Genomic DNA, 25366 nt, shown 5'->3' on the forward strand with positions numbered 1-25366 from the left:
GCCCGGGCGGAAAGCGGCTCGGAACGAGCGGCACCGTGCACGAGGGCAAGACGCTGTTGTATCGTGCGAGCAAGCTCGACTGCGATGTATGCCCGCTCAAACCGCAGTGCTGTCCAAAAGAACCATCGCGCAAGATCCCGCGCGACATACATGAGCACGCCCGGGACGTCGCCCGGTCGTTCGCTGGCACCGAGGGCTTCGAGACATCACGACGTGAGCGCAAGAAGATCGAGATGCGGTTTGCGCACCTGAAGCGCATCCTTAAGCTCGGTCGACTTCGACTGCGTGGTCCACAAGGCGCCCAGGACGAGTTTGTTTTAGCTGCCATCGCTCAGAACCTGAGGCGGCTCGCGTCACTGGTTGCGCGACCGCCACCGGCAGAAGTTCTGTGCACCGCGTAGCGTTGGAGTTGAGCGCCAAGGCCGGCGGCGTTAAGCCGCCGTCCTAACAAAACGCCAAACGACCCGATCCCTTGCACCCGACTTTTGCAACAAAATCGACCCATTTCGGACATCGTGTGCTGGTCAGCTAAATGATCGGCAGCGACGGCGCGCTACCTTTCTGCCAGACATTGAAGGTCGCTTCCCATTCGGCGATCTCGTTCCCTCGCATGGTCAGGATTTCGATTCCGCGCCCTTCCATCTGGCGGCCGTCTTGTCCGTCGTCCCACTCGCCCTCCCAGTAACAGACAATGACGCTGCCCGATACCGCGCGTAGTTGTTTTTGCAGCCGGTAATTCTTCTGGCGCGCGAAACGCGCCAACAAGAACTTCTCTAGAGGCGGTCTACCGTGCGTTTCGGGAAAATCGGCGAACCTGACCACAACATCTGGGGCGAAGGTCTTCATGATCTCAGAGATATCCCCCGAGCTCATCAATTTCTGGGCACGATCGAGCACCGCTTCGGCATCACGAAAGGTACGTTCGCTGGTTTCCAGTTCTATCGACATGTGTGCTCCCGGTGTCGCGGCCAGTCCGGCCGCTTAGAAGCCAAATACTAGCGGAACCGGGATGACAGATTCTGTCAGCAGCGAGTCATTGAGGCTCGGATAATCCCTCGATTTCGCGCCATTCCTTGACCAGGGCATGGCGGCGTCTCGGGTAAGCCTCTCCGATCTCAGCAAACGCAACGATTCGATCGGTTCGGAATTGCCGATAGCCTTCGCGAAGTTCACACCACGCGGCAAGCAATCGCACCGTCGCGCAGAAAGTTAGCAAAATAGGCCATATGTTGCGTTCGGTCTGTAGGCCGGCTTCGTCGCTGTAACTGATCCATATCTTGCGCTCCATTCGGATAGCGCTCCGAATGGGTGCCAGGTTCACGCTTTCCACCGCGGCCGAGATAGGGCCCGCGAGAAGTCCAGAGGCGTCGGCTTCGTCGCTTCTGCCCGCTGGCAACACCGCCGTGATCTTCGCCAGCGCATTGCGTGCGGCCTTGGTCAGCGTGATGTCCGCGCTTCGCGCCACCATCTGCGATCCGAGCACCACCGCCTCAATCTCGTCGCTGGAAAACATCAGTGGTGGCACGGTGAAGCCCGGTCGGAGCACATAACCGACGCCCGCTTCGCCGTCGATCGGCGCACCCCTGGCGATCAGCGTTTGTATGTCGCGATAAATCGTTCGGAGCGAGACGCCAAATTCATCAGCGAGTTGCGCTCCCCCGACTGGACGTCGACGGGTTCGAAGGAACTGGATCAACTCGAGGAGCCTATCGGACCGGGGCATTTCAACACTCCTCGGGCGGCTGAATTATCCTTGCGCGTGCCGGTGCGCCGATTGGGCAACAGCGAGCAACCAGAGGTCACAGATCGTAAGCCAAACGGAAAGCCTGCAACCCGTCAAGTCGGCCGCCGAATCCACCTTATGGATGGCCGCTATTGGCCCTTCGCGACATATTGCGCCGCTGCACAAACTGGTCGCTATAGGAGCAAAGCGGACGTAGTCACCAGTCACATGACGCCGCCGGGTTTTATAGGTACACGGCCTAGATTTGGGCAGCCGGCGTAAGATGCGCCGCGGCCGGGCCAAGCGGACGTGATGCATGCCGTGACATCAAGGACCGGCCGGCACTCGCACTTGTTCGCAACAACGGCGGGCGTGCCTGCAACTCCACAATACTCGTGCCGGGATCCAAGCTTGAGCAAACCGCAAATCGTAGGAGGAGACAAGATCGCACCGCGCGAGCTCAAACTGCAAGTCAAGCTCGTTTGAAAGCAGCCGAGCCGGCGTATGCGTTGTGATTGTCAGCCGCAATTCAGCGACGAGTGAACGTGCCTAATAGGTGGTAAAAGCAATCTACCGTGACGCACTTATGTGGTGTTTGACGCCTTTATGAGGTGCGTGACATCACAAAAAGACAGACAGAGGGCTCACCTTTCGAGTTCGGTTTCCCAATAGAGATAGTCGGGCCAATTGTAATGCAGGTATTGAAAAGCCATGCAACGGTCCAAGCCGCGTCGGCCATGCCTCCGACACACTGGGTTCGAAAGAACATTATTGGTTAGGAAGAACTATATTGTCTAAGAAGAACTATATTGTCTCCAGACACGTTACCCATCTACGGCATCACGGCTAGATCTGGCGCTCGACCATCTTGAGCTTGAGCTCGGCGATGGCTTCCGAGGGGTTCAGGCCCTTCGGGCAGGCCTTGGCGCAGTTCATGATGGTGTGGCAGCGGTACAACCGGAACGGGTCTTCGAGGTTGTCGAGCCGTTCGCCAGTGGCCTCATCGCGGGAATCGTTCACCCAGCGCGTCGCCTGCAGCAGTGCGGCGGGCCCGAGGAAGCGTTCGCTGTTCCACCAGTAGCTCGGGCAGGAAGTCGAGCAGCAGGCGCACAGGATGCACTCGTAAAGGCCGTCGAGCTTTTCACGGTCCTCGTGGCTTTGCTTCCATTCCTTCTGCGGCGTCGGCGTCGTGGTCTGCAGCCACGGCTCGATCGAGGCATATTGCGCGTAGAAGTTCGTGAGGTCGGGCACCAGATCCTTCACCACCGGCTGATGCGGCAGCGGATTGACCTTCACGGCGCCACCTGCGGCCACGTCGTGCATCGACTTGGTGCAGGCCAGCGTGTTCTGGCCGTCGATGTTCATGGCACAGGAGCCGCAGACGCCTTCGCGGCAGGAGCGGCGGAAGGTCAGCGTCGGGTCGATGTTGTTCTTGATCCAGATCAGGCCGTCCAGGACCATCGGCCCGCAATCGTTGATGTCGACATGATAGGTGTCGACGCTCGGGTTCTTGCCGTCGTCCGGATTCCAGCGATAGACCCGGAACTCGCGCGTTTCGGTCGCGCCTGCCGGCTTCGGCCAGGCCTTGCCGCCGGTGATCTTCGAATTTTTCGGAAGCGTGAATTCAGCCATGCTTGCAAGCCTTCGCTGTCGTCATCAATACACCCGCGCCTTCGGCGGGATGTACTGGACGTCATTCGTCATCGTGTAGTCGTGCACCGGGCGGTAGTCGATCACGGTCTTGCCGTTCGGATCGATCCAGGCCAGCGTGTGCTTCATCCAGTTCTTGTCGTCGCGCTCGGCAAAGTCCTCGCGCGCATGGGCGCCGCGGCTTTCGGTGCGGTTCGCCGCCGAATCCATGGTAACCACCGCCTGCACGATCAGATTATCGAATTCGAGCGTCTCGATCAGGTCGGAATTCCACACCAGCGAGCGGTCGGTGGTCGCGATGTCGCCGATGCCGCCATGCACCTTGTGGATCAGGTTCTGGCCTTCGTGCAGGATTTCGCCGGTGCGGAACACCGCGCAATTGTTCTGCATCACGTGCTGCATGCTGTCCCGCAGCTTCGCGGTCGGCGTGCCGCCGGAGGCATGGCGGTAATGATCGAGCCGTCCGAGCGCCAAATCGGCGGAATCCTTAGGCAATTCGGGCTGCTTGCCGTTGGGCGTCAGTTTTTCCGCGAGCCGCAGCGCGGCGGCGCGGCCGAACACGACGAGGTCGATCAGCGAGTTGGAGCCGAGCCGGTTGGCGCCATGCACGGACACGCAGGCCGCTTCGCCGATCGCCATCAGGCCCGGCACCACGGCATTGTCGTCGCCATCCTTCTTGGTCAGGACTTCGGCGTGATAATTGGTGGGAATGCCGCCCATGTTGTAGTGCACGGTCGGCACGATCGGAATCGGCTCGCGGGTGACGTCGACATTGGCGAAGATCTTCGCCGATTCGGAAATGCCGGGCAGCCGTTCCTGCAGCACCTTCGGATCGAGATGATCGAGGTGCAGGTAGATGTGGTCCTTCTTCTTGCCGACGCCGCGGCCTTCACGGATCTCGATGGTCATCGAGCGCGAGACAACGTCGCGGGAGGCGAGGTCCTTGGCGGAAGGCGCATAGCGCTCCATGAAGCGCTCGCCCTCGGAATTGACGAGATAGCCGCCTTCGCCGCGCGCGCCCTCGGTGACGAGACAGCCGGCGCCGTAGATCCCGGTCGGGTGGAACTGGACGAACTCCATGTCCTGCAACGGCAGGCCGGCGCGCAGCACCATGCCGCCGCCATCGCCGGTGCAGGTATGCGCCGAGGTGCAGGAGGCGTAGGCGCGGCCATAGCCGCCGGTGGCGAGAATCGTGGTCTGGGCACGGAAGCGGTGCAGCGTGCCGTCGTCGAGCCTGAGCGCGATGACGCCGCGGCAGACGCCCTGGTCGTCCATGATCAGGTCGATGGCGAAGAATTCGATATAGAACTCGGCCGAATGGCGCAGCGCCTGGCCGTACATCGTGTGCAGCATGGCGTGACCGGTGCGGTCGGCGGCGGCGCAGGTGCGCTGCGCCTGGCCCTTGCCGTAGTCCATGGTCATGCCGCCGAATGGACGCTGGTAGATCTTGCCGTCCTCGGTGCGCGAAAACGGCACGCCCCAATGCTCCAACTCGTAGACGGCTTCCGGCGCATTGCGCACCATGTATTCGATCGCGTCCTGGTCGCCGAGCCAGTCCGACCCCTTGACGGTGTCGTACATGTGCCAGCGCCAGTCGTCCTGATGCATGTTGCCGAGCGAAGCCGAAATGCCGCCTTGGGCCGCGACCGTATGCGAGCGGGTCGGGAACACTTTTGTAATACAGGCGGTACGCAGGCCAGCCTCGCTGCAGCCGACCACGGCGCGCAGGCCGGCGCCGCCGGCGCCGACGACCACAACGTCGTAGCTGTGGTCCTCGATCGGATAGGCTTTTCCGTTGCTGGCCGGGCCACTGGCCTTAGTGGCCTTGCCGTTACCTTCAGCGGCCGAACCTTGAGCAGCCATGGGTTACACTCCCGATGACAATTTGACGATCGCGTAGATCGACGCCAAGGCGACCGCGATACAGAAGAAATTATTGGCCATCACGCTGGCGAGCTTCAGCGTCTCGTTGTGCACATAGTCCTCGATGATGATCTGCATGCCGATCTTCATGTGCCAGACGCTGGCGATGATGAAGAGGACAAGGATGATGGCGATCGGAAGCGAGCCGAGGATTTGCGCTGCGCCGGCCTGATTGCGGCCGATCAGCATCAGCACGATCACGATGACGGGCACGATCAGCACCGTCATCGCCACCGCCGTAAGGCGCTGGCGCCAGAAATCGGTGGTGCCGGAATGCGAGGAACCGAGATAGCGGACGCGGCCGAGCGGCGTGCGCATTGAGGAGGGGCGGCTCATCGTCCGCCTCCGACCGTGTAGGCGATGATCCAGACCAGGACGGTCAGCGAAATGCCGGCGATCAGCGCGCCCCAGGTGAGGGCCTCGCGCTCGTTGGCCTTGAAGCCGTAGCCGAGGTCCCAGAAGAAGTAGCGGATACCGCTGACCAGATGGTGCAGCAGCGCCCAAGTGTAGCCGAACACGATCAGCTTGCCGATGATGTTGCCGGTGAAGGCCTGGACATTGGCATAGGCTCCGGGGCCGGAGGCGGCGGCGATCAGCCACCAGGCCAGCAGCAGGGTACCGAAATAGAGCGCAATCCCGGTGGCGCGGTGGATGAGGGAAAGCGCCATCGTCAGAGTGACGCGATAGGTCTGCAAATGGGGCGATAGCGGTCGTTCGATCCTGGCGGTCATTCGGCGACTTTATGTTTTATGGGACCGCGGCCGGCCCCATCGGGGAACGCGGTAGATGAATTCTATTTACGTAGTCGAGTCGGTCCGCGCAACGGCCAAATCGCTTGGAATGGAACCGCGGTTCATTGTTAGCAACCTATGAAACACGCTTGATCAGCGGCTTGGTATACCAGAGCCATTTGGCATGGCCGAAGAATTGAATTTCAATTCCGATTAATTATGGGCGTCGGCCGTTCATCGGAACGGGTTGGTTCCACGCCACCGTCCCATGAGAGATAGTCGACGAAGGCTCTGATCTTCGGAGAAGCCAGCCGCGACGGCTGAAGCATCAAATGCAGCGGCGCCGGTGCCGGCTTGTAGTCGGCGAGCAGGCGCACACCAGGTAGCTTGCAGCCAAATCGGTTTTTACCTGCCATGACGGCACGCGAATCATGCCGGCGCCTTCTCGCGGCGGCAAGCGCATCCAGGCTATTCATCCAGAGCCGACCGGATATGCGGATTCTGCGGCCGGTTTTGCTGCCGTCGGCGAAGCGCCTCGTTGTTGGCGGGAGCTTGTGATCAGCCTGTTGGTTGGACTATAGCCGTTCGGCGCACGGGGGAGGTGACCGACTAGATGCTTCTGGATGCGAACAGCTCGTTCGCGGTTCATTACACTAGTCGCGACATGCTCGCGCTCCTACGCGTTCGCATAAATATCCTTATACGTATCCCGCAAAATGTTCTTCTGCACCTTGCCCATGGCGTTGCGCGGCAATTCGTCGACGACGAACACGCGCTTCGGCATCTTGAATTTGGCAAGTCGTCCGTCGAGCGCTTTCAGCACGCCGGCCTCGGTGACGTCTGCGCCCTTGTTGCAGACCAGCACCGCGGTGACGCCTTCGCCGAAATCGGCATGCGGCACGCCGATGACGGCGGATTCGATCACGCCCGGCATGGCGTCGATCTCGCTCTCGATTTCCTTGGGGTAGACGTTGAAGCCGCCTGAAATCACCAGATCCTTGCCGCGGCCCAGGATGTGCACATAGCCCTTGGCGTCGATCTTGCCGAGATCGCCGGTGATGAAGAAGCCGTCGTCGCGAAATTCGGCTTTTGTCTTTTCCGGCATGCGCCAGTAGCCCTTGAACACGTTGGGCCCTTTCACCTCGATCATGCCGATCTCGTCGCGCGCGAGCTCCTTGCCGGTCTCGGGATCGGTGACGCGAACGGAAACGCCGGGCAGGGGATGGCCGACGGCGCCGGGCACGCGCTCACCATCATAGGGGTTGGAGGTATTCATGTTGGTCTCGGTCATGCCGTAGCGTTCCAGCACGGCGTGCCCGGTGCGCGCGGCCCATTCGCGATGGGTGTCGGCGAGCAGCGGCGCCGAACCCGAAATGAACAGCCGCATGTGCTTGGTCGATTCCTTCGAAAGCGCCGGGCTCTGCAACAGCCGCGTGTAAAAGGTCGGCACGCCCATCAGCACGGTGGCGCGCGCCATCAGCTTGATGATTATTTCAGGATCGAACTTCGGCAGGAAGATCATCGAGGCGCGGGCGAACAGGGTCACGTTGCTCGCCACGAACAGGCCGTGGGTGTGATAGATCGGCAGCGCGTGGATCAGCACGTCCTTGTCGCTGAAGCGCCAGTAGTCGACCAGGCTGTAGGAGTTTGACGCCAGATTGTCCTGCGTCAGCATCGCGCCCTTGGAGCGGCCGGTGGTGCCTGATGTGTAGAGGATGGCAGCCAGATCGTCATTGCCGCGGGCGACCGTTGCGAAGGCGGCATCGGCCTTGGCGGCTACGTCCGTCAGTGACCCCTTGCCGTCGGGCCCGAGCGTTTCGACCTTTGCCTTCACCTTCGCCGCGATAGCGCTGATGCCCTCGGCCTTGGACGGATCGCAGACGACCAGCGCGGGCTCGGCGTCGGAGATGAAGTAGTCGAGCTCGTTCAGCGTATAGGCGGTGTTGAGCGGCAAATAGACCGCGCCCGCGCGTACGGTCGCGAGATAGAGCACCAGCGCCGGGACCGATTTCTCGGTCTGGGCTGCGACACGGTCGCCGGGCTTGACGCCGCGCGAGACCAGCACATTCGCCGTCTGGCCGGCGCGGGCGATCAGCTCGCCATAGCTGATGCGCGTGCCATCGAGCATCTCGATCGCGAGCCGGTTCGGATCGTCGAGCGCATCGAACAGCCGGGAAAACAGGTTGGCGTTGGCAGTCGTGTTCATGCAAACTTCCCCAAGAGGGCACTGGCCTGCGAATTTCGCAGGTTGGAATAGCAAGAACGCCCTTCAAAAAGCAACGGAGACAGTTTGCATGACAAATGGCGGGAAACGCGTGGCCTGGGTGACGGGCGGTGGCAGCGGGATTGGCGAGGCCGGCGCCGAGGCGCTGGCAGCCGATGGCTGGACGGTGGTGGTCTCGGGGCGGCGGAAAGACGCCCTCGACAAGGTCGTGGCCAATATCACCCAAAAGGGCGGCAAAGCCGAGGCGATCGCGCTCGATGTCAGCAACAAGGCGGATGTCGACAAGGCGGCGGACCAGATCCTCAGCCGACACGGCCGGATCGACCTCTTGGTCAACAGTGCCGGCATCAACGTGCCGAAGCGAAGCTGGGCCGACATGGAACTGGAGGGGTGGGACAAGGTCGTCGATATCAACCTCAACGGCGTGCTCTACTGCATGCGCGCGGTGCTGCCGGCGATGCGAAAGCAGAAGGACGGCTGCATCATCAACGTCGCGTCCTGGGCCGGCCGTCACGTATCAAAGATGCCGGGCCCGGCCTACACCACGACAAAACATGCGGTTCTGGCGCTGACCCATTCCTTCAACATGGACGAATGCGTCAACGGCCTGCGCGCGTGCTGCCTGTCGCCGGGCGAGGTCGCGACCCCGATCCTGAAATCGCGGCCGGTGGTGCCCTCGGACGAAGAGCAGGCGAAAATGCTGCAGCCGGAAGATTGCGGCCGCACCATCGCCTTCGTCGCCGGCCTGCCGCCGCGGGTCTGCGTCAACGAGATACTGATCAGCCCGACGCACAATCGCGGCTTCATCCAGACGCCGGCGAACAGGGATTAAAGCGAGCTCCCTCCATTGTCGTCCCTGCGAACGCAGGGCCCCATAGCCACCGGCGTTCGTGGTTGACTACCAACGGCGGCCATAGCGCTCGCAATAACTCACGCCTGTGGTTATGGGCCCCTGCCTTCGCAGGGGCGGCGGGAGAGTTGGTGGCGTATCACCGCACGATCCGGCTCCCCAAAAGTTTCAAGCATCACGATAAATTATTCGCCGAAACCGGCCCAAAAACCTCCCGTAGCTCGGGCCAACGACGACGCAATCAACCGGTCCACCGACCAGCGTCGTTGTTTTCATCACCGGCGGATCACCCGCCGGATACAGCAATCCTCGGGAGAAGATTCCATGTCGAAACGTATTGCACTTCTGTCCGCCGCCGTGTTCAGCGCGCTGGCTTTCACCGCCACCATCACCGCGCCAGTTAGCGCAGAAGAAAAGACAGTGATGGTCGGCGGTGCGGCGATGTTCCCGTCCAAGAACATCATCCAGAACGCCGTCAATTCGAAGGACCACACCACGCTGGTCGCCGCCGTGAAGGCGGCCGGTCTGGTCGCGACGCTGGAAGGCAAGGGCCCGTTCACCGTGTTCGCGCCGACCAACACCGCCTTCGGCAAGCTGCCGGCCGGCACCGTCGAGACGCTGGTGAAGCCTGAGAACAAGGCGACCCTGACCAAGATTCTCACCTACCATGTCGTGCCCGGCAAGCTCGCCGCGTCCGACCTCACCGATGGCAAGAAGCTCAAGACGGCCGAGGGCGAGGAGCTGACGGTCAAGAAGCAGGACGGCAAGACCTGGATCGTCGACGCCAAGGGTGGAACCTCGACGGTCACGATCACCAACGTCAACCAGTCGAACGGCGTGATCCATGTGGTCGACACCGTGCTGATGCCGGCGTCCTGAGCTTCCGCGCGCCCCTGACCGGTCCCAACGGGAGCGTGTGGATTGGCGGGCCGGGGCAACCCGGCTCGCTTTTTCGTGAAGTCGATACGCACCATGCATCGTTCTGATAGAATCATGGCAGTAACGAAACCAGGTTCCAGGCGTATATTCGATACGAATTGCAAGCGGGGATGAGCCATGTCGGCCGTAACAGTCAGCGACGAACACGCCACCTCAACCAAGGCAAAGGTCATTCAGCCGGCCTGGGTGCGGGCGCTGCATTGGACAAACGCCTTCGCGATGGTCCTGATGATCATGTCGGGATGGCAGATCTATAACGCCTCGCCGTTATTCGGCTTTACGTTCCCCCGTTCGATCACGCTGGGCGGCTGGCTCGCCGGAGGGCTGCTCTGGCATTTCGCCGCGATGTGGCTGTTGATGGTCAACGGCCTGATTTACCTGGTGATGGGCTTTGTTACCGGCCGTTTCCGCAAGAAGCTGCTGCCGATCACGCCGGCGGGCGTGATTTCAGATACGAAAGCGGCGCTGACCGGCAAGCTGTCGCATGACGATCTCACCAAATACAATTACGTGCAAAAGCTGCTCTATGCCGGCATCATCGTCGTCGGCATCCTGATTGTGCTGTCAGGTCTGGCGATCTGGAAGCCGGTGCAATTGCAATACCTGACGGCGCTGTTCGGCGGCTATGAGGGCGCCCGTTACGTCCATTTCTTCTGCATGGCGGCGATTGTCGCCTTCATGGTGGTTCATGTTGCGCTCGCCCTCCTGGTGCCGAAGAGCCTGCGCGCCATGATCATCGGCCGCTAATTTAGGGGAGTACGACTATGGGCCGCATGCGCAAGCTTCTGATCCCCGGCGTCGACAAGACGCTTCTCGTCAGAGACGCCGTCAAGTCCATGCCGGATCTCACCCGCCGGCGCTTCATCTCAGGCGGTGCCAGCCTCGGCGCGCTCACGCTTCTGACCGGCTGCGACGTGACGGACAGTTTCTCGGCCGAGGAGATGCTCAAACAGGTCTCGAAATTCAATGATGGCGTGCAGGCATTGATGTTCAATCCCAATGCGATGGCGCCGACGTTCCCGGAAAGCGCAATTACAAAGCCGTTCCCGTTCAACGCCTATTACGATCTCGACGAGGCGCCGGAAGTCGACGGCAAGACCTGGAAACTCGAGGTTCGTGGCCTGGTCGAGAACAAGAAGACCTGGACGCTGGACGAGCTCTATCAACTGCCGCAAGTCAAGCAGGTGACGCGCCATATCTGCGTCGAAGGCTGGAGCGCGATCGGAAGCTGGACCGGCACGCCGCTGCGCGATTTCCTCAAACTGGTCGGCGCGGATACGCGGGCGAAATATGTCTGGTTCCAGTGCGCCGACAAGGACGGCTACAATTCGCCGCTCGACATGCCGAGCGCACTGCATGCGCAAACCCAGATGACGTTCAAATTCGGCGACGAAATCCTGCCGCGCGCTTACGGTTTCCCGATGAAGATCAGGGTGCCGACCAAGCTCGGCTTCAAGAACCCGAAATACGTGCTCTCGATGGAAGTCACCAACGACTACAAGGGCGGCTTCTGGGAAGACCAGGGGTATAATTCGTTTAGCGGAAGTTAGTCGCGCTTGGTCGTTTCGCGCTCAGCGCGCGACCTCAGGACGATCCAGCCTCTTGATGCAGCTCGCCACCCCGCATTAACCGGCGGGCGATGTCGGCTGTCTGCAGTGAGGCGCGTTCTGTCGGTGAATGGGCCGCCAGATAGCGGGCAACCGCGATCAGGATGTGTCGGCCCTCGTCCGTGTCGCCCCACGCGCCGAACTGCCGGACTCCCGCCTCCAGCATCTGATACGCATGGAAGCCTGCATCTTCTCGCAGCACCGCATGCGCAAGCGTAGCGATCAGCGCCTTCGGCGAATGGCCGAGCGTGAGATGCCGTGCCACCAGGCGTGCGGCAAGATCGACCTGTCTCTGCCGGTCGAAGGCGTCGAGCAAGGCGGCGCCGATCGTCTCTGGATCCGCGGGCAGATCATCGAGCTGCTCGCCGCCGTCGCCCGGGATGCGCGCCGGCGGCACATTGAGATAGCGGGCAAGGTAGAGCGCCATCGCTCCGTGCAATACGCCGCGCACGGCCGTGACGTGAGTGTCGATGTTGGCAGTCCCGATGCGCGTCAGCGCCTGCTGGACCGCGTTGGCGTAGGTGAAGACGTGATGCGCCGTCTCCCAATCGGCGTGCTCGTTGGCGTTGCCGAAGCGCGCCACCCGGAGCGCTGCCGCGTAGGCGAGGGATTGGCCAAGGTCGGCAGGAGCGGCACCGGCGCGGATCGCCTCCTTGAGCGCGTCAACGATCCTGGCCGGATCGTCGCCGAGCAGCTCGTGAGCCAGTGCGGCGTGGCCCGACCAGTTACGCGAGCAGCATCCGGCAGCGAACAGATCCGCGAGTTCGCTGGTTGATTCCTCACACAGCGCAACAAGGTCGATAGGTTGGCGCCAGGCAGTTGATTCCTCGGCGCCACGGGCCGCTACCATTTGACCGACGATAGTCGGCAGCAGAGCCGACGCGTGTTGCCAGCCGATCAGGTCGAGGCACTCGAATGCCTTGTTGACGAAGTCGAGCGAGTGTCCGGTGTCGGCGAAAGCCCGCTCGGTCTCGGCGGTGAACAGAACATCAGCGAGTTCAGCCGGGGAGAGGCCCGCCGCAATCGCCGTGAGCAGGGTGCGCTCGGCCGCCTCGCGATGGCGCACGTTTGTCCAGCGCCGCAGCCAACGTTTGAGCGCGGCCGGCTTCGGCCGGCTTCCAAGCGGCGAGCGTTCCCGCCGCGTCGCCTCGCCGTCGCAGTCCGCCGCCACGCGGCGCGCGCCGTGGAATAGAGCGAGATAGGCTTCCTCCTCCGGCAGCAAAGGCAGGATATTGGCGAGTGCCGTAAGGATCGTAAGACCGACGCCCCAGCCGTCGCGATTTTGCGCCCCGAACAGCGCCACCTCCCGCACGATCTCGGTCTGCGGTACGCCCGCCGCGAGCTGACCATGTATGGCCTTGGCAATGACGAGGCCAAGATTGTGGGCGAGGCCGTTCGCAAATTGCTGACGCCAGTGCGCGGCGGGATCGGCATGGGTGAACGTGGTCTTCACCCAGACGTCACCATTGCGCACCTCGACCGGGCAGATCGGCACGTCGTCCGCCCACAGGTCGAAGGTGCAGCCGCTTTCGAGATCGAAGCGCGCGTGGTGCCAATGACACGTCAAGATTCCGTCCTCGACGCTGCCGCGCTTGAGCGGGAAGCCCATGTGCGGGCAGCGATTGTCAAGGGCGAAGACGCGCCCGCGATCGTAGATGACGAGGATCGGACGATGGTCACCGTGCACAACGAGCCGCCCCTTGAGCTTCAACTCGTCAAGGCTGCCCGCCAGCGCAAATTCCTTGCTCGGCGCGTCCATGCCCATACCTCCCATTGTCGCTTCGGGGGCGCTGCAGGTACTGCGCAACATAGGCATCCTCTCGCGCAAAGGCGAGAGGATGCCGTGGGTTTGGGGCTGCCCGAAAGGAACCGCGTTGGATCACGCCGCTGCAGCTCTGAGCGTTATCTCAACGCGCACTGAAAGTGAGGCCGGCGCGCTCCGCCAGACGCTTACGCAACGCCTGACCCATCAGCGCGCCCGGTGTCCAGATGCCGCCCTCGCCCTGCACGTCGCGCACGAGGCAGAGAGCGCTCTCGGCGATCATCTTGCTGGTCGAGCCGTAGCCCGGATCGCGGTCGCCCCTGACGACCGTCTCGACCCGTCCGCCATCCGGCAGCTCGCCCAGGAAGAGGATGTCGTAGAAGCCCTTCTCGCGTTCTTCTCGGGTCGGGCCTGCGCCGGGTTTGAGGCCGCCGGTCCTGAACAAGGAAAATACCGTGGCGAACGTCTCCGTCGTCACGCCGGCGATTTCCCCCAATCCCGGCGCAACCATCATCTCGTCATAGACGAAATCCCTGCCGTAGAGATGACCCAACAGGAAATTCGTGCGGTGCACGTTCTTGGTGTTGACCGGCGCCATGGGGAACGGCACGAGCCATGCGTTCATGTGCGGGTCGTATTCGGGGATGAGGCCCGACGGCTGAGACGGCCCGGTGAACCCCGGCGTCAACGCGAAGGGGTCTGTCAGCAGCCCGATCAGGGCCGGGTCGCGCGCGGCGGCGGCCAATGTCGCCTGGGCGCTCGCCGCGGTGCCGCCAGACATGCCGCCTTTCACCTTGCGCAGGCGGGCTTTGACCCGCCGCGCCGGGCGTCCGAATTTCTCGCGCGCCTTCTCCTGCACCGTGAGCACGCCGAGGTCGAACGGGATGGAATCGAAGCCGCAGGAGAAGACGATGCGCGCGCCGGTCCGTTTCGCCTCTTCGTGATAGGCGGCGATCATGCGCCGCATCCAAACCGGCTCGCCGCAGAGATCAACATAGGCCGTTCCCGTGGCCGCGCAGGCCGCCACCAGCCCGGGACCGTGGAGCTGATACGGCCCGACAGTCGTGATAATCACGGCCGCACGCTCGCACATCGAACGCAGGGTGGCCGGCTCGTCGGCATCCGCCTTGACCAACGGCAAATCGTCCGGTGCGCCGATGTCGACACGCATCTTCTGGAGCTTGTCGGTCGAGCGTCCCGCGATCGCCCAGGACGGAGCATCGTCGCTGCGATAGGACGTCGCCAGATATTCGGCGACGAGACGGCCGGTGTAACCCGTCGCGCCATAGACGATGAGGTCGAATTCGCGCTTCACGACGTTGGTCCTCCTCGAGACCCGGGAGAGCTATCGCCCCATCGCGTTTGATAGAGAGTACCACAGTTCCCGCTGCCGAGCAGACACCTTACCATCAGGCGTCCACTCAAAAACTTCGTACCTTTCTCTGAAACGCCGACAATACCGCACCCAGCGCCAGCATCGCCGCGGAAATATTCAGCGCGAACGACAGGCTGCCCAGCGCATCCGTGATCGCGCCGACCACGATCGGGCCCAGCGTCTGACCGATGCCGAATGAAATCGTCATCGCCGCGATCGCGGTGGGCCAGGCTTGCGGCGGGTAGTTGAGGCGGACGAAGGCAGTGGTGGATCCGACCACGGCGAAGAAGGCCACGCCGAACACCAGCGCGGACATCCCCAATAGCCACACCGAATGCCCGAAGATCGGCATCGCCGCGCCGATGGCATTGACACCGAGAATGATCGTGGTGGCGAGGCCGCCGCGGTCGAGCGCCAGTACGCGGCGCCATACCCAGGGCGTGATGAAAGCGCTGACACCGATCAGGCTCCAGAACGCGCTCTGCGCCGCGGCACCGCCACCGGCGTCGCGGATATAGGCGATCATGAAGGTCATGTAGGCGATGTAGCCGGCGCCAAACAGAAAGTAGCCGGCGAGATAGATCACGACCGGCGCGACGGCGAATTTGGCCGCCGTCGTTTCGGTCAGGGCTGCACCGGCATGAAACGGTGCGAGCAGGACCGGGATCGTCATGACGACCGCCAACGCGGTCATCGCCCACCAGACCATCCACCACGAGCCCGGCCCAAAGCCCTGCAGCACGAACGGCGCCACCAGTCCCGACGCCAGGATGCCGATCCCGGGGCCGGCATAGAACAGGCTGAGCAGAAAATTCGCCCGCTCGGGGCGCGACTGCGCAATCGTCGCCGCCAGCGCGCCGCCGCCGACGAATCCGGCCGCGGCGCCGACCCCCGCCAGAAGCCGCGCAAAACTCAGGACGTAGAAATCGCCTGTGGTGGCGCAGAGCGCCAGCGATAGCACGCAGGCCAGCGTGCCCCATCGAACGGAAGCGGCCAGTCCAAAACGCCGGATCATGCGCGAGGCGAGCAGGGCGCCTGCGAGATAGCCGGCGGCGTTGATGGTGTTCATGAAACCGGCCGCGGAATAGCTCCAGGCCAGGGTGTCGCGCATGTCAGGCAGCACCAGCGCATAGGCAAAGCGGCCGATGCCGAGACCGACGGTCGGCGCCAGCGACAGAATGAGGATCAGCCGTGCGGGATGCGCGTAACTCGCGGGACGGTCGAGGGCGTGCAAGGAATTTGCTCCGGCGGAACGGCATTGTGGCAGGCCGGCAGGGGGATGCACAGGCTCTGCGGCCGCAATGGTGTCTTGCCAATCGCGCAATGCCGCTCTAGCACTCCGGCCCGGATTTCCTTCGCTCGTCATACCCGGGCTTGACCCGGGCATCCATCCATCGTCAGAAGATTTCGCGAAGCGGGATGGATTGCCGGGTCAAGCCCGGCAATGACGGCCAAAACACCAGTCTGAGGTAAACGACCATGGCGACCCATAAACTGCTGCTTCTCCCCGGCGACGGCATCGGCCCCGAAGTGATGGGGGAGGTGCAGCGCCTGATCGACTGGCTGAACGCGGCGGGCATCGCGTCATTCGAGACCGAGCAGGGGCTGGTCGGCGGCTCCGCCTATGACGCGCACAAGGTGTCGATCTCGGAAGGCGACATGGACAAAGCCAAGGCGGCCGATGCCATCATCTTCGGCGCGGTCGGTGGTCCCAAGTGGGACAGCGTTCCCTACGAGGTGCGCCCTGAGGCAGGTCTCCTGCGCCTGCGCAAGGATCTCGGCCTGTTCGCCAATCTGCGCCCAGCCGTGTGCTACCCGGCGCTCGCCGATGCTTCCAGCCTGAAGCGCGAGGCGGTCGAAGGCCTCGACATCATGATCGTGCGCGAACTGACCGGCGGCGTCTATTTCGGCGAGCCGAAAACCATCACCGATCTCGGCAACGGCCAGAAGCGCGCCATCGATACCCAGGTCTATGACACCTATGAGATCGAGCGCATCGGCCGCGTCGCCTTCGATTTGGCGCGCAAGCGCCGCAACAAGGTGACGTCGATGGAAAAGCGCAACGTCATGAAGTCGGGCGTGCTCTGGAACGAGGTCATGACGGCCGTCCACGCGCGCGAATACAACGACGTGACGCTGGAGCATCAACTCGCGGATTCCGGCGGCATGATGCTGGTGAAGGCGCCGAAGCAATTCGACGTCATCGTGACCGACAATCTGTTCGGCGACATGCTGTCCGATATCGCGGCGATGCTCACGGGGTCGCTCGGCATGCTGCCCTCGGCTTCGCTCGGCGAGGTCGACGCCAAGACCAAAAAGCGCCGCTCGCTGTTCGAGCCGGTGCACGGCTCGGCGCCCGACATCGCTGGCAAGGGCCTCGCTAATCCGATCGCGATGATTTCGTCGTTCGGGATGGCGCTGCGCTATTCCTTCGATATGGGCGCGCTGGCCGACAAGGTCGACGCGGCGATCGCGGCGGTGCTGGCGAGTGGATTGCGTACGGCGGATATCAAGTCCGAGGGCACGACGGCAGCTTCAACCACGCAGATGGGCGAGGCGATTTTGAAGGAATTGCAGAAGCTGCACGCGTAAGCGATTTGTAGGGTGGGTGCCCACCAGTTTACGCAAAGAAAGATGTTGGGCACGGCGCAACGCGCCTTTGCCCACCTACATTTTCTCCGCAGCCAAAACGTGGATGGCCGGGACAAGCCCGGCCATGACGACTCAATTGATCAATGCCGCTATCAATACAGCGGGAAGCGCTGCGGATAGCCGCCCATGTCCGACGGCGGGTTGAGCGGCTGGCGGTCGATCGGCCGGTTGAGGTTTTCGCGCGCGAACGACGGATATCCGTGCTCCGGCGGGAAGGCGTAGTCCTGGAACTTGCGGTCCCCCGGCAGTACTTCGGTGCCGGCATCGAGCCAGGAGCGCGTGGTGACGTAGACGCGGGTGCGCGGGCCCTGCTGGTATGACCGGTTGGGGCCGTTCGCGCCGTAATAGGGGCGGCCGTCGCGGTCGTATTGCTGCCTGGACTGGGCGTCGGCCGAGGTCGTGCCAATAGCGACGAGGGCGGCCGCGGCAAGCAGCATTGCGAGCTTGCTCGCAGCAGGTAATTTTCGGGTCATTGCATCCTCGTCATTGTCCGCCCGTGATGGGCCGGCGGGTCGTCAAATCTGGTTGCGTGCATTGTAGCCGTGGCAACACCGTCGTCGCTAGGTCAATTGCGCCACACCGCGCCGGAATAATGCGGTGTGAAGCGAAAAAGTTTCATGAAAACAAGTGTCTTGGCCGCTTGTTGCCACAATCGTGAGGGGCGGCGGAATTTGACGCCACCAAAGCGGGTTCTAAAGGGTGCCGCGCAGCCGCGGGCTATCGGCGTCCATCACCCAATCGGCAGGCAGCGCCGGGGCGCCTGACGCCGCGCAATCACTGCGCCTGACTTCGTCGCGGGCGAACAATTCCGTAAGTTTCGTATCGTTGCCGGCCGAAAGCAGGATCAGCCGGTTCAGCATGCAGCCGATCGCGGCGCGGCGGGCCGGCACGCCCTCGCCCAGGCATGACCAGCCCGAGAGACGGAATTTCGGCTCATCGATGTGTTTGAAGAATCGGAGGCATGCGCTGGCGGCCTCCGTGCCGCCGACCCGGCGAAACAGGGTCACGGCGCCGAACTTGCTGGCGATGATTCCGGCGGCCTCCAGCTCGCGCGCGCCTGCCGGGTCCATCCTTGCAGCAAGGTAGCCGGCCGCTGAGCCGACCTGATCGATCTCTTCGCCCGGACGATAGATTTCGAGTTCGGCGACCGGCATGCCGCCGAGCCCGCTCCAGCGGAACACGTCCTTGCGGCCCCCCTCGGGGTGCCGCAAAACCTCGTAAGTCTCTATCTTGCCTGGAAAAATGAACTGGCTTACGGCGAACGCCGGAGCCATGCCCCCGGCCTGGCTCCAGGCCCTCGGCGCCGCCTCCATCGCCGTGATATCGGGCAAATGCCGCCATAGCGCGATACCGCCAATGGCCATCAGCGCGAGCGTCATAAGATAGGCGCAGAGCCGTGCCAGCGTGCCGTAGACCTCGTCCACGAAGCTTACCAGCGCCGGGTGAATTGTCGTCCTATGATGGGAATCGGCCGAACCGGCCGGAAACGAATGCATCAAACGCCCAAACGCAGCCGCCAAACGTTGTCATATCGGCGTTTCTCGCATAGAAGCGCTGCCTTCTCCCTTTCCGCTTGACGCGGCAGGGCGGCATTTTTCCTCGGAGTGTGAATGATGGGTTACAAAGTCGCTGTCGTCGGTGCGACCGGCAATGTCGGGCGCGAAATGCTCAATATTCTCGACGAGCGCAAATTCCCCGCCGACGAGGTCGTGGTGCTGGCCTCGCGCCGCAGCGTCGGCGTCGAAGTGTCCTATGGCGACCGCACCCTGAAGGTCAAAGCGCTCGAGCACTACGATTTCTCCGACGTCGACATCTGCCTGATGTCGGCAGGCGGTTCGGTGTCGAAGGAATGGTCGCCCAGGATCGGCGCGGCGGGTGCGGTCGTGATCGACAATTCGTCAGCCTGGCGGATGGATCCGGACGTGCCGCTGATCGTGCCGGAAGTGAACGCCGATGCCGCCGCGGGCTTTGCCAAGAAGAACATCATTGCCAACCCGAACTGCTCCACCGCGCAGCTCGTGGTGGCGCTGAAGCCGCTGCATGACAAGGCCACCATCAAGCGGGTCGTGGTCGCGACCTATCAATCGGTCTCCGGCGCCGGCAAGGATGCGATGGACGAACTGTTCTCGCAGACCAAGGCCGTCTACACCAACAGCGAGCTCATCAACAAGAAGTTCCCCAAGCGTATCGCCTTCAACGTCATCCCGGAGATCGACGTGTTCATGGAGGACGGTTACACCAAGGAAGAGTGGAAGATGATGATGGAGACCAAGAAGATTCTTGATCCCAAAATCAAGCTGACTGCCACCTGCGTGCGCGTGCCGGTGTTCGTCGGCCATTCGGAGGCCGTCAACATCGAATTCGAGAATCCGATCACGGCCGACGAAGCGCGCAACATCCTGCGCAACGCGCCGGGTTGCCTCGTGATCGACAAGCACGAGCCCGGCGGCTACGTCACGCCCTACGAAGCGGCCGGCGAGGACGCCACCTATATCAGCCGCATCCGCGAGGATGCGACGGTGGAGAACGGCCTCGCACTGTGGTGCGTCTCCGACAATCTGCGCAAGGGCGCCGCCCTGAACGCGGTGCAGATCGCCGAATCCCTGATCAACCGCAAGCTGATCACCGCGAAGAAGAAGGCAGCGTAAGTAGCCGGGAATAGGGAGTAGCGAATAGCGAGTAGACTTCGTCCTTATTCGCTACTCGCCATTCGCTATTCGCCACCTCTCACGCTGCGAAATTCCTTCGCCTTCGGATCGAGCACGAACAGCGAACCCTCGGCGACGCCGAAATAGGCGCCGTGTAATTCCATCTCGCCGCGCTCGACGCGGGCGCGCACGAACGGAAACGTCATCAGATTTTCCAGTGAGCGGAAGATCGCAGCTTTCTCGATCCTGATCGTGAACTCCTGCATCGTCTCGCGCTCGCGCTGTTCGACCACCTCGCCCGGCTTGATGAACATCGCCATCCAGCGGCCGATGAAGTCGCCCGGCGACAGCGGGTCGATCTTATCGATGAAGGCGCGAATGCCGCCGCACTGGGCATGGCCGAGCACGACGATATGCTTGATGCGCAGCACGTTGACTGCATATTCCAGCGCCGCGGAGACGCCATGGGCGCCGCCGTCCGGCTGATAGACCGGCACCAGGTTGGCGACGTTGCGCACCACGAACAGCTCGCCGGGGCCGGCGTCGAAAATCACTTCCGGCGAGACGCGGGAATCGCAGCAGCCGATCACCATCACGGCAGGCGACTGGCCGCGCTCGGAGAGTTCCCGGTAGCGCGTCTGTTCAGTCGGCAGCCGTTGCGAGGTGAAGGCCCGGTAGCCATCGAGCAGATGTTGCGGGAAAGAGGTCATGGTGTCATGCCTAACCATAAGCCGATGACGGGAACAAGGCTTTCAGGCCGCCGTGCGAGATGATATCGCGGAACCTCAAGGTCATACAAGGAAACCAGCCCATGATCCGTCCGCGCCGCAGCCTGTTGTTCATGCCGGGATCTAACACGCGGGCGCTGGAAAAGGCGCGCAACCTGCCGGCCGACGGAATCATCCTCGACCTCGAGGATTCAGTCGCGCCGGACGCCAAGGCAATGGCCCGCGACCAGATCGCCAAAGCGATTGCGGCGGGCGGGTTCGGCAAGCGCGAGGTGCTGATCCGGGTCAACAGCCTCGATACGCCGTGGTGGGTCGAGGACGTCACCATGGCCGGCAAGGCGCGCCCCGACGGCATTCTGGTTCCCAAGATTTCCACCGTCGACGATCTCAACGCGATCGCCAATCGGCTCAGCGATATCAACGCGCCCACCTCGATCCGGGTCTGGGCCATGATCGAAACCGCGCGCGCGGTGCTGGACGCCGACAAGCTCGCCGCGGCATCGAGGGATTCCGAAACCAGGCTTGCGGGATTCGTGTTCGGGCCGAACGACATTTCGCGGGAAACGCGGATCCGCATGCAGCCGGGCCGCGCCACGATGATTCCGATGATCACGCACTGCATCCTGGCGACACGCGCGCACGGGCTGGAAATTCTCGACGGTCCCTACAGCGACATCAGCAACATCGATGGGTTTGCGACCGAATGCGCGCAAGGCCGCGATCTCGGCTTCGACGGCAAGACGCTGATCCATCCGAGCCACATCGAGGCCTGCAACGCGATCTTCACGCCGCCGGCCGAGGAGGTCGAGCAGGCGCGCAAGGTCATTGCGGCATTCGAAAAGCCGGAAAACGCCTCGCGCGGGGCAATCCAGCTCGACGGGCGGATGGTGGAACGGCTGCACGCCGACATGGCGCGGCGCACGATCGCGATTGCGGATGCGATTGCGGCTATGGGGCATTGATCGCGTCGATCTCATCCTACAGGGGAGGGTAAGCTATCGCGAGCCGAACCTCTCCGCCGCCCAGGCATAGAGGCTGCCGGGGATCGGCTTTTCACCGCCGCGGCCTTTGGGCGAGATGTGCAGGCCGATGATTTGCGGATCGGCAAGCAAGCCTGAAAAATCCGAAGGCTCGAAGAACAGCCTTGGCTCGGCGTGCACCGCGTAGAACGACTGCTTCGGCAGCGCGTGCTGCAACTCGTCCGCGCGGCGCGCCAGCGCGGTGAGGGCGGCGGGGCCGTAGATCGCGACGCGGATGTCGGAGAGACGGCTCGATCGGCGACGCAACTGGCGCAGCATGAAGGTGAGGCGATGACGCAGCGCCAGCCAGTCCGGCGTCAGCTCCTCCTGCTCCATCAGTTCCTCGAACGCCCGCACGATCGGATCGTTTGTCGGCAGGTACAACACTGAATTGCCGAGTTGGCGCCGGCGCTCCCACGCGAAGTAAGGCTTTGCGGGATCGATCTCGATCGGTTTGAGCAGCAGCACGTCGGCGTCAAGCCACAATCCGGCGTTTTCTGCCATCAGCCGCATGCGGAAGAAATCGCTGAACTGCAGGATCGTCCAGTCGCGCCAGCTCCCATCAGCCTCGGGTGGACGCAGCCGCTCGGAAAAGGAATGCGGCAAGATCGCTTGCGCTTCGGCGTTGCCGACGCCGTCGGGCAGGCCGGGCAGTGGATCGAAACTGTAGACGGTGACCTTGTGGCCTGCGGCAACCTGCGATCTGAGGCAGGTCAGTCGCAGCCCGTCGAGCCGGCCGTGCCAGAAGGTGACGACGTCAGGCCGCATCTGCGCCGCCTCCTCAACAAAAGAGCCCCGATTTTCGCCGGGGCTCTCGTGGCACAATCAGGCCCAGGCGCGCTCTTTCTTGAGCTTGGCCTCGTAATCGTCGATCGACGATTTCTTTTCCATGGTGAGGCCGATGTCGTCGAGGCCGTTCATCAGGCAGTGCTTGCGGAACGGATCGATCTCGAACTTCACCTTGCCACCGTCGGGGCCGCGGATCTCCTGGTTGGCGAGATCGATGGTCAGCGTTGCATTCGCCCCGCGCTCGGCGTCGTCGAACAGTTTGTCGAGGTCTTCCTGCGAGACGCGGATCGGCAGAATGCCATTCTTGAAGCAGTTGTTGTAAAAGATGTCGCCGAATGAGGTCGAGATCACGCAGCGGATGCCGAAATCGAGCAGCGCCCACGGCGCGTGCTCGCGGCTGGAGCCGCAGCCGAAATTGTCGCCGGCGACCAGCACCTTGGCGTTGCGATAGGCCGGCTGGTTTAGGACGAAATCCGGGTTCTCGCTGCCGTCGTCCCTGTAGCGCTGTTCCGAGAAAAGGCCCTTGCCGAGGCCGGTGCGCTTGATGGTCTTCAGGTACTGCTTCGGAATGATCATGTCGGTGTCGACATTGATGATCTTCAAGGGCGCCGCGACGCCTTCCAGTGTGGTGAACTTTTCCATCGATCGCACTTCCCGGTTGAAAAGGTGGGACGGGTCGGTGATTTATCGCGAATATGGCCACGGCAAAAGGCCAATTTGCGCATGGGCCGCCTGTTTTGGCGCGAACCGGCCTAGTCTGCGGCGGCCTCGATCCCCTCCATATCGGCGTCCGACAGCCCGAAATGGTGCCCGATTTCGTGGATCAGGACGTGGCGGACGATATGGCCCAGCGTTTCCTCATGCTCGGCCCAGTAGTCGAGGATCGGACGGCGGTAGAGCCAAATCATGTTGGGAAGGCGGGCTATGTCCTGGTTGCTCTGGTGCGGCAGGCCGACGCCCTGGAACAGGCCGAGCAGGTCGAACTCGCTCTGCGCCTGCATCTCGTCCAGGACCTCGTCGGTCGGAAAATCGTCGACGCGGATGATCACGCCTTCGCACAGGGTACGAAATCCCTTGGGCAGGCGCTCGAACACCTCATGCGCCATGGCTTCCATTTCGGCGAGCGAGGGGGCTTTTGCTTCGGTCCACATCACGTCGTATTTAGCGTGTGTTATGCCCAGGCGCATACTAGTTTTGCGAGTTGATTTTGACGCGCCAATCGGTGACCGTACCGGGGGATCAGTTTTGGGTGGACTTCAATGAAGCGGATTGTGACGGCCGCCATATCGGCTGCCTTGTCGGCTGTCTTGGCCGGGCTTTTGCTCCCTGACGTGGCGGCTGCGCAGGCGCAGACGGCGTCATCAGCGCTGCGGACCGCGCAGGCGCCGCAGCCGATCGTCACGGATGTTTCCGCCCAGCGCCGGCGCCCGCTGCGGCGCGTGCCGATTTATCGCAGCGAGCCGTGGGCTCCCAGTGTCTATCCGCGCTACAACCCAGGGCCGAACGCCGTGCGCGATTGCACCGCACATTACGTGCAGGAGTCCCGGCCGAGCGGCACGGTGATCACCCCGCGCATGAACTGCTGGTGGCAGCCGGGCTAGATTCGTCCCCTCTCTATTTTTCTGTCGAGCATTTTCCGACGGGCACCGAGTAGGGCTCTGTGGACAAACGCTGTTGATGTTGCTGACGGCGATCTGCGCAAACTGTGCGCGCGAGATCGCGGCAAGCAGCATCCGTTCATGTTCGTGTCGCATTCTTCATGTTCACGGCGCACTCATTCACACCTCATTCAAGTCGCTTGCTTCAGTCTGTGCACGTGTCGCGGCGATGCCGTTAGTTGATGCAAGCCATTCGGCGCAGACGTGCATCCGACGACCCGAGGAGACTGGATATGCAGGTAGTGAAGGTTTTTGGGCTTGCGGCCGTTGGCGCCTTGCTGGCGTTTGCCGCTCCGGCCGAGCGTGCCAATGCGCTGTCGCTCAGCAATCCCGGCGCCGCCGCGGCGGTTCAGGAGGATGCCAGGTTGGCGACGACGGAAGTGCATTGGCGACATCACCGCTACCATCACCGCTACCATCACGGCTACCATCACCATCATCACCGGTGGCATCGCTGGCGCCACCACCATCATCGCCACCACCATCATCGCCATCACCACCATCATCATCGTCACTGGCACCGCTGGTGATTGCGGCAGCTTGGTGCAGATGCCAACAGGCCCGCTTCATCGCGGGCCTGTTTCGATTTCAGCAGTCGCCTTGAAACTGGCGAGATTACCGTCTGTTATCTCTGACATCAGCTTCAGCAAGAGGAGTCCATCATGAGGAGCTTGATCTCTGCAGCCCTTGTCGTCGGCGCGCTTGCGGTCGTCGGGCCGGCGGCGATTGATAGGGCCGCCGCGGCGCCGCAGGCGAAGGCGAAAAGCGCCGGCACATCCGGCGCCACAGATCTAAGCGCGCAACGGCGCTACTATCGTCACTATAGCTATTATCGTCCGTACTACCGTCCGTATTATCGCCCTTATTACTACCGGCCCTATTACGCGCGGCCCGTCTACTATCGGCCGTATCCTTACTACGCCCCCGCGCCGTTCACATTCGGCATCGGGTTTGGGCCGTTCTGGTAGTAAGCGTGCACAACCTCTGTCAGCCGCAGAAATCTCTTTAACGCGCTTTCCTGCGCATTCATCGCTGAGGTCGGCGCATTCATGGCGCGTTCACGTGTCTGTCTCTAACTTCATGTTGGG

At 62.5% G+C, this 25366-nt stretch carries 28 protein-coding genes; 10 read left to right on the plus strand and 18 right to left on the minus strand.

Features of this window, described 5'->3' with window-relative positions; all coding sequences use genetic code 11:
- Window positions 1-401 (plus strand): transposase (locus tag CQ13_RS08445; RefSeq protein WP_197427206.1); only part of this gene is annotated, 401 nt, incomplete at its 5' end.
- Between the two features lie 127 nt (window positions 402-528).
- Here CQ13_RS08445 and CQ13_RS08450 read toward each other — a convergent pair.
- The 8 genes from CQ13_RS08450 to CQ13_RS08485 form a co-directional block, all read right to left on the minus strand.
- Window positions 529-948, minus strand: coding sequence for a nuclear transport factor 2 family protein (locus CQ13_RS08450; RefSeq protein WP_057842532.1), 420 nt, complete (start codon window positions 946-948; stop codon window positions 529-531).
- An 85-nt stretch (window positions 949-1033) separates the two neighbouring features.
- Window positions 1034-1723, minus strand: coding sequence for a helix-turn-helix transcriptional regulator (locus tag CQ13_RS08455; RefSeq protein WP_057842533.1), 690 nt, complete (start codon window positions 1721-1723; stop codon window positions 1034-1036).
- A gap of 846 nt (window positions 1724-2569) precedes the next feature.
- Complete coding sequence (locus tag CQ13_RS08460; RefSeq protein WP_057842534.1) at window positions 2570-3355, minus strand: succinate dehydrogenase iron-sulfur subunit; 786 nt, start codon at window positions 3353-3355, stop codon at window positions 2570-2572.
- Between the two features lie 24 nt (window positions 3356-3379).
- Complete coding sequence (gene sdhA, locus CQ13_RS08465; protein WP_057842535.1) at window positions 3380-5236, minus strand: succinate dehydrogenase flavoprotein subunit; 1857 nt, start codon at window positions 5234-5236, stop codon at window positions 3380-3382.
- Between the two features lie 3 nt (window positions 5237-5239).
- Window positions 5240-5614, minus strand: coding sequence for a succinate dehydrogenase, hydrophobic membrane anchor protein (gene sdhD / locus CQ13_RS08470; RefSeq protein WP_057842652.1), 375 nt, complete (start codon window positions 5612-5614; stop codon window positions 5240-5242).
- A 14-nt stretch (window positions 5615-5628) separates the two neighbouring features.
- Window positions 5629-6027, minus strand: coding sequence for a succinate dehydrogenase, cytochrome b556 subunit (sdhC, locus tag CQ13_RS08475; RefSeq protein ID WP_057842536.1), 399 nt, complete (start codon window positions 6025-6027; stop codon window positions 5629-5631).
- A gap of 203 nt (window positions 6028-6230) precedes the next feature.
- Window positions 6231-6503, minus strand: coding sequence for a hypothetical protein (locus CQ13_RS08480; protein WP_057842537.1), 273 nt, complete (start codon window positions 6501-6503; stop codon window positions 6231-6233).
- 200 nt (window positions 6504-6703) lie between these two features.
- Window positions 6704-8233 (minus strand): malonate--CoA ligase, encoded by a 1530-nt coding sequence (locus tag CQ13_RS08485; RefSeq protein ID WP_057842538.1) that lies wholly within the window; start codon window positions 8231-8233, stop codon window positions 6704-6706.
- Between the two features lie 88 nt (window positions 8234-8321).
- Here CQ13_RS08485 and CQ13_RS08490 point away from each other — a divergent pair, with 88 nt between their 5' ends.
- The 4 genes from CQ13_RS08490 (at window position 8322) to CQ13_RS08505 (ending at window position 11590) form a co-directional block, all read left to right on the plus strand.
- Window positions 8322-9083 (plus strand): SDR family oxidoreductase, encoded by a 762-nt coding sequence (locus CQ13_RS08490; RefSeq protein ID WP_057842539.1) that lies wholly within the window; start codon window positions 8322-8324, stop codon window positions 9081-9083.
- Window positions 9084-9425: 342 nt separating this feature from the next.
- Window positions 9426-9980 carry a fasciclin domain-containing protein gene (locus CQ13_RS08495; RefSeq protein ID WP_057842540.1) on the plus strand — a complete coding sequence of 185 codons (555 nt, stop codon included), beginning with the start codon at window positions 9426-9428 and terminating at the stop codon, window positions 9978-9980.
- 177 nt (window positions 9981-10157) lie between these two features.
- A complete protein-coding gene (locus CQ13_RS08500; RefSeq protein WP_057842541.1) occupies window positions 10158-10787 on the plus strand; it encodes a cytochrome b/b6 domain-containing protein in 630 nt (209 codons plus the stop codon).
- 17 nt (window positions 10788-10804) lie between these two features.
- Complete coding sequence (locus CQ13_RS08505; protein ID WP_057842542.1) at window positions 10805-11590, plus strand: molybdopterin-dependent oxidoreductase; 786 nt, start codon at window positions 10805-10807, stop codon at window positions 11588-11590.
- Window positions 11591-11624: 34 nt separating this feature from the next.
- Here CQ13_RS08505 and CQ13_RS08510 read toward each other — a convergent pair whose 3' ends face one another.
- The 3 genes from CQ13_RS08510 to CQ13_RS08520 form a co-directional block, all read right to left on the minus strand.
- The gene (locus CQ13_RS08510) at window positions 11625-13406 is read right to left on the minus strand and encodes a Rieske (2Fe-2S) protein (RefSeq protein ID WP_245309100.1); all 1782 of its coding nucleotides are present in this window, start codon (window positions 13404-13406) and stop codon (window positions 11625-11627) included.
- 148 nt (window positions 13407-13554) lie between these two features.
- On the minus strand, window positions 13555-14724 hold the full coding sequence (locus tag CQ13_RS08515; protein ID WP_057842544.1) for a saccharopine dehydrogenase family protein: 1170 nt from the start codon (window positions 14722-14724) through the stop codon (window positions 13555-13557).
- A gap of 106 nt (window positions 14725-14830) precedes the next feature.
- Entirely contained in the window at window positions 14831-16018 is a 1188-nt protein-coding gene (locus CQ13_RS08520; RefSeq protein WP_057842545.1) for a YbfB/YjiJ family MFS transporter, read from the minus strand.
- Window positions 16019-16263: 245 nt separating this feature from the next.
- Here CQ13_RS08520 and leuB point away from each other — a divergent pair, with 245 nt between their 5' ends.
- Window positions 16264-17376 carry a 3-isopropylmalate dehydrogenase gene (gene leuB / locus CQ13_RS08525; protein ID WP_057842546.1) on the plus strand — a complete coding sequence of 371 codons (1113 nt, stop codon included), beginning with the start codon at window positions 16264-16266 and terminating at the stop codon, window positions 17374-17376.
- Window positions 17377-17528: 152 nt separating this feature from the next.
- Here the strand turns inward: leuB and CQ13_RS08530 are convergent, their stop codons facing one another.
- Window positions 17529-17909: a hypothetical protein gene (locus tag CQ13_RS08530; protein WP_057842547.1), complete on the minus strand. Its 381-nt coding sequence runs from the start codon at window positions 17907-17909 to the stop codon at window positions 17529-17531.
- Between the two features lie 219 nt (window positions 17910-18128).
- A complete protein-coding gene (locus CQ13_RS08535; protein ID WP_347337020.1) occupies window positions 18129-18860 on the minus strand; it encodes a hypothetical protein in 732 nt (243 codons plus the stop codon).
- Between the two features lie 189 nt (window positions 18861-19049).
- Here CQ13_RS08535 and CQ13_RS08540 point away from each other — a divergent pair, with 189 nt between their 5' ends.
- Window positions 19050-20084 (plus strand): aspartate-semialdehyde dehydrogenase, encoded by a 1035-nt coding sequence (locus CQ13_RS08540; protein ID WP_057842653.1) that lies wholly within the window; start codon window positions 19050-19052, stop codon window positions 20082-20084.
- 65 nt (window positions 20085-20149) lie between these two features.
- Here the strand turns inward: CQ13_RS08540 and CQ13_RS08545 are convergent, their stop codons facing one another.
- Window positions 20150-20794, minus strand: a complete 645-nt coding sequence (locus tag CQ13_RS08545; protein WP_057842549.1) for a carbonic anhydrase — start codon at window positions 20792-20794, stop codon at window positions 20150-20152.
- A 101-nt stretch (window positions 20795-20895) separates the two neighbouring features.
- On the opposite strand from CQ13_RS08545, the gene CQ13_RS08550 reads away from it, so the two are divergent.
- Window positions 20896-21774, plus strand: a complete 879-nt coding sequence (locus CQ13_RS08550; RefSeq protein ID WP_057842654.1) for an HpcH/HpaI aldolase/citrate lyase family protein — start codon at window positions 20896-20898, stop codon at window positions 21772-21774.
- Between the two features lie 33 nt (window positions 21775-21807).
- Here the strand turns inward: CQ13_RS08550 and CQ13_RS08555 are convergent, their stop codons facing one another.
- The 3 genes from CQ13_RS08555 to CQ13_RS08565 all read right to left on the minus strand — a co-directional run bounded on the left by CQ13_RS08555 (window position 21808) and on the right by CQ13_RS08565 (window position 23771).
- Window positions 21808-22599, minus strand: coding sequence for a hypothetical protein (locus CQ13_RS08555; RefSeq protein WP_057842550.1), 792 nt, complete (start codon window positions 22597-22599; stop codon window positions 21808-21810).
- 57 nt (window positions 22600-22656) lie between these two features.
- The gene (gene leuD / locus CQ13_RS08560) at window positions 22657-23262 is read right to left on the minus strand and encodes a 3-isopropylmalate dehydratase small subunit (RefSeq protein WP_057842551.1); all 606 of its coding nucleotides are present in this window, start codon (window positions 23260-23262) and stop codon (window positions 22657-22659) included.
- 110 nt (window positions 23263-23372) lie between these two features.
- A complete protein-coding gene (locus tag CQ13_RS08565) occupies window positions 23373-23771 on the minus strand; it encodes a metallopeptidase family protein (RefSeq protein WP_057842655.1) in 399 nt (132 codons plus the stop codon).
- 108 nt (window positions 23772-23879) lie between these two features.
- Between CQ13_RS08565 and CQ13_RS08570 the strand changes: the two genes are divergently transcribed.
- Complete coding sequence (locus CQ13_RS08570; RefSeq protein ID WP_057842552.1) at window positions 23880-24221, plus strand: hypothetical protein; 342 nt, start codon at window positions 23880-23882, stop codon at window positions 24219-24221.
- Between the two features lie 188 nt (window positions 24222-24409).
- On the opposite strand, the gene CQ13_RS46745 is transcribed toward CQ13_RS08570, so the two are convergent.
- Window positions 24410-24793: a hypothetical protein gene (locus tag CQ13_RS46745; RefSeq protein WP_057842553.1), complete on the minus strand. Its 384-nt coding sequence runs from the start codon at window positions 24791-24793 to the stop codon at window positions 24410-24412.
- 147 nt (window positions 24794-24940) lie between these two features.
- On the opposite strand from CQ13_RS46745, the gene CQ13_RS08580 reads away from it, so the two are divergent.
- Complete coding sequence (locus CQ13_RS08580) at window positions 24941-25246, plus strand: hypothetical protein (protein WP_057842554.1); 306 nt, start codon at window positions 24941-24943, stop codon at window positions 25244-25246.
- The last annotated feature ends 120 nt before the right edge of the window (window positions 25247-25366 follow it).

This window comes from Bradyrhizobium retamae, from assembly GCF_001440415.1.
Taxonomy (GTDB): Bacteria; Pseudomonadota; Alphaproteobacteria; order Rhizobiales; family Xanthobacteraceae; genus Bradyrhizobium; species Bradyrhizobium retamae.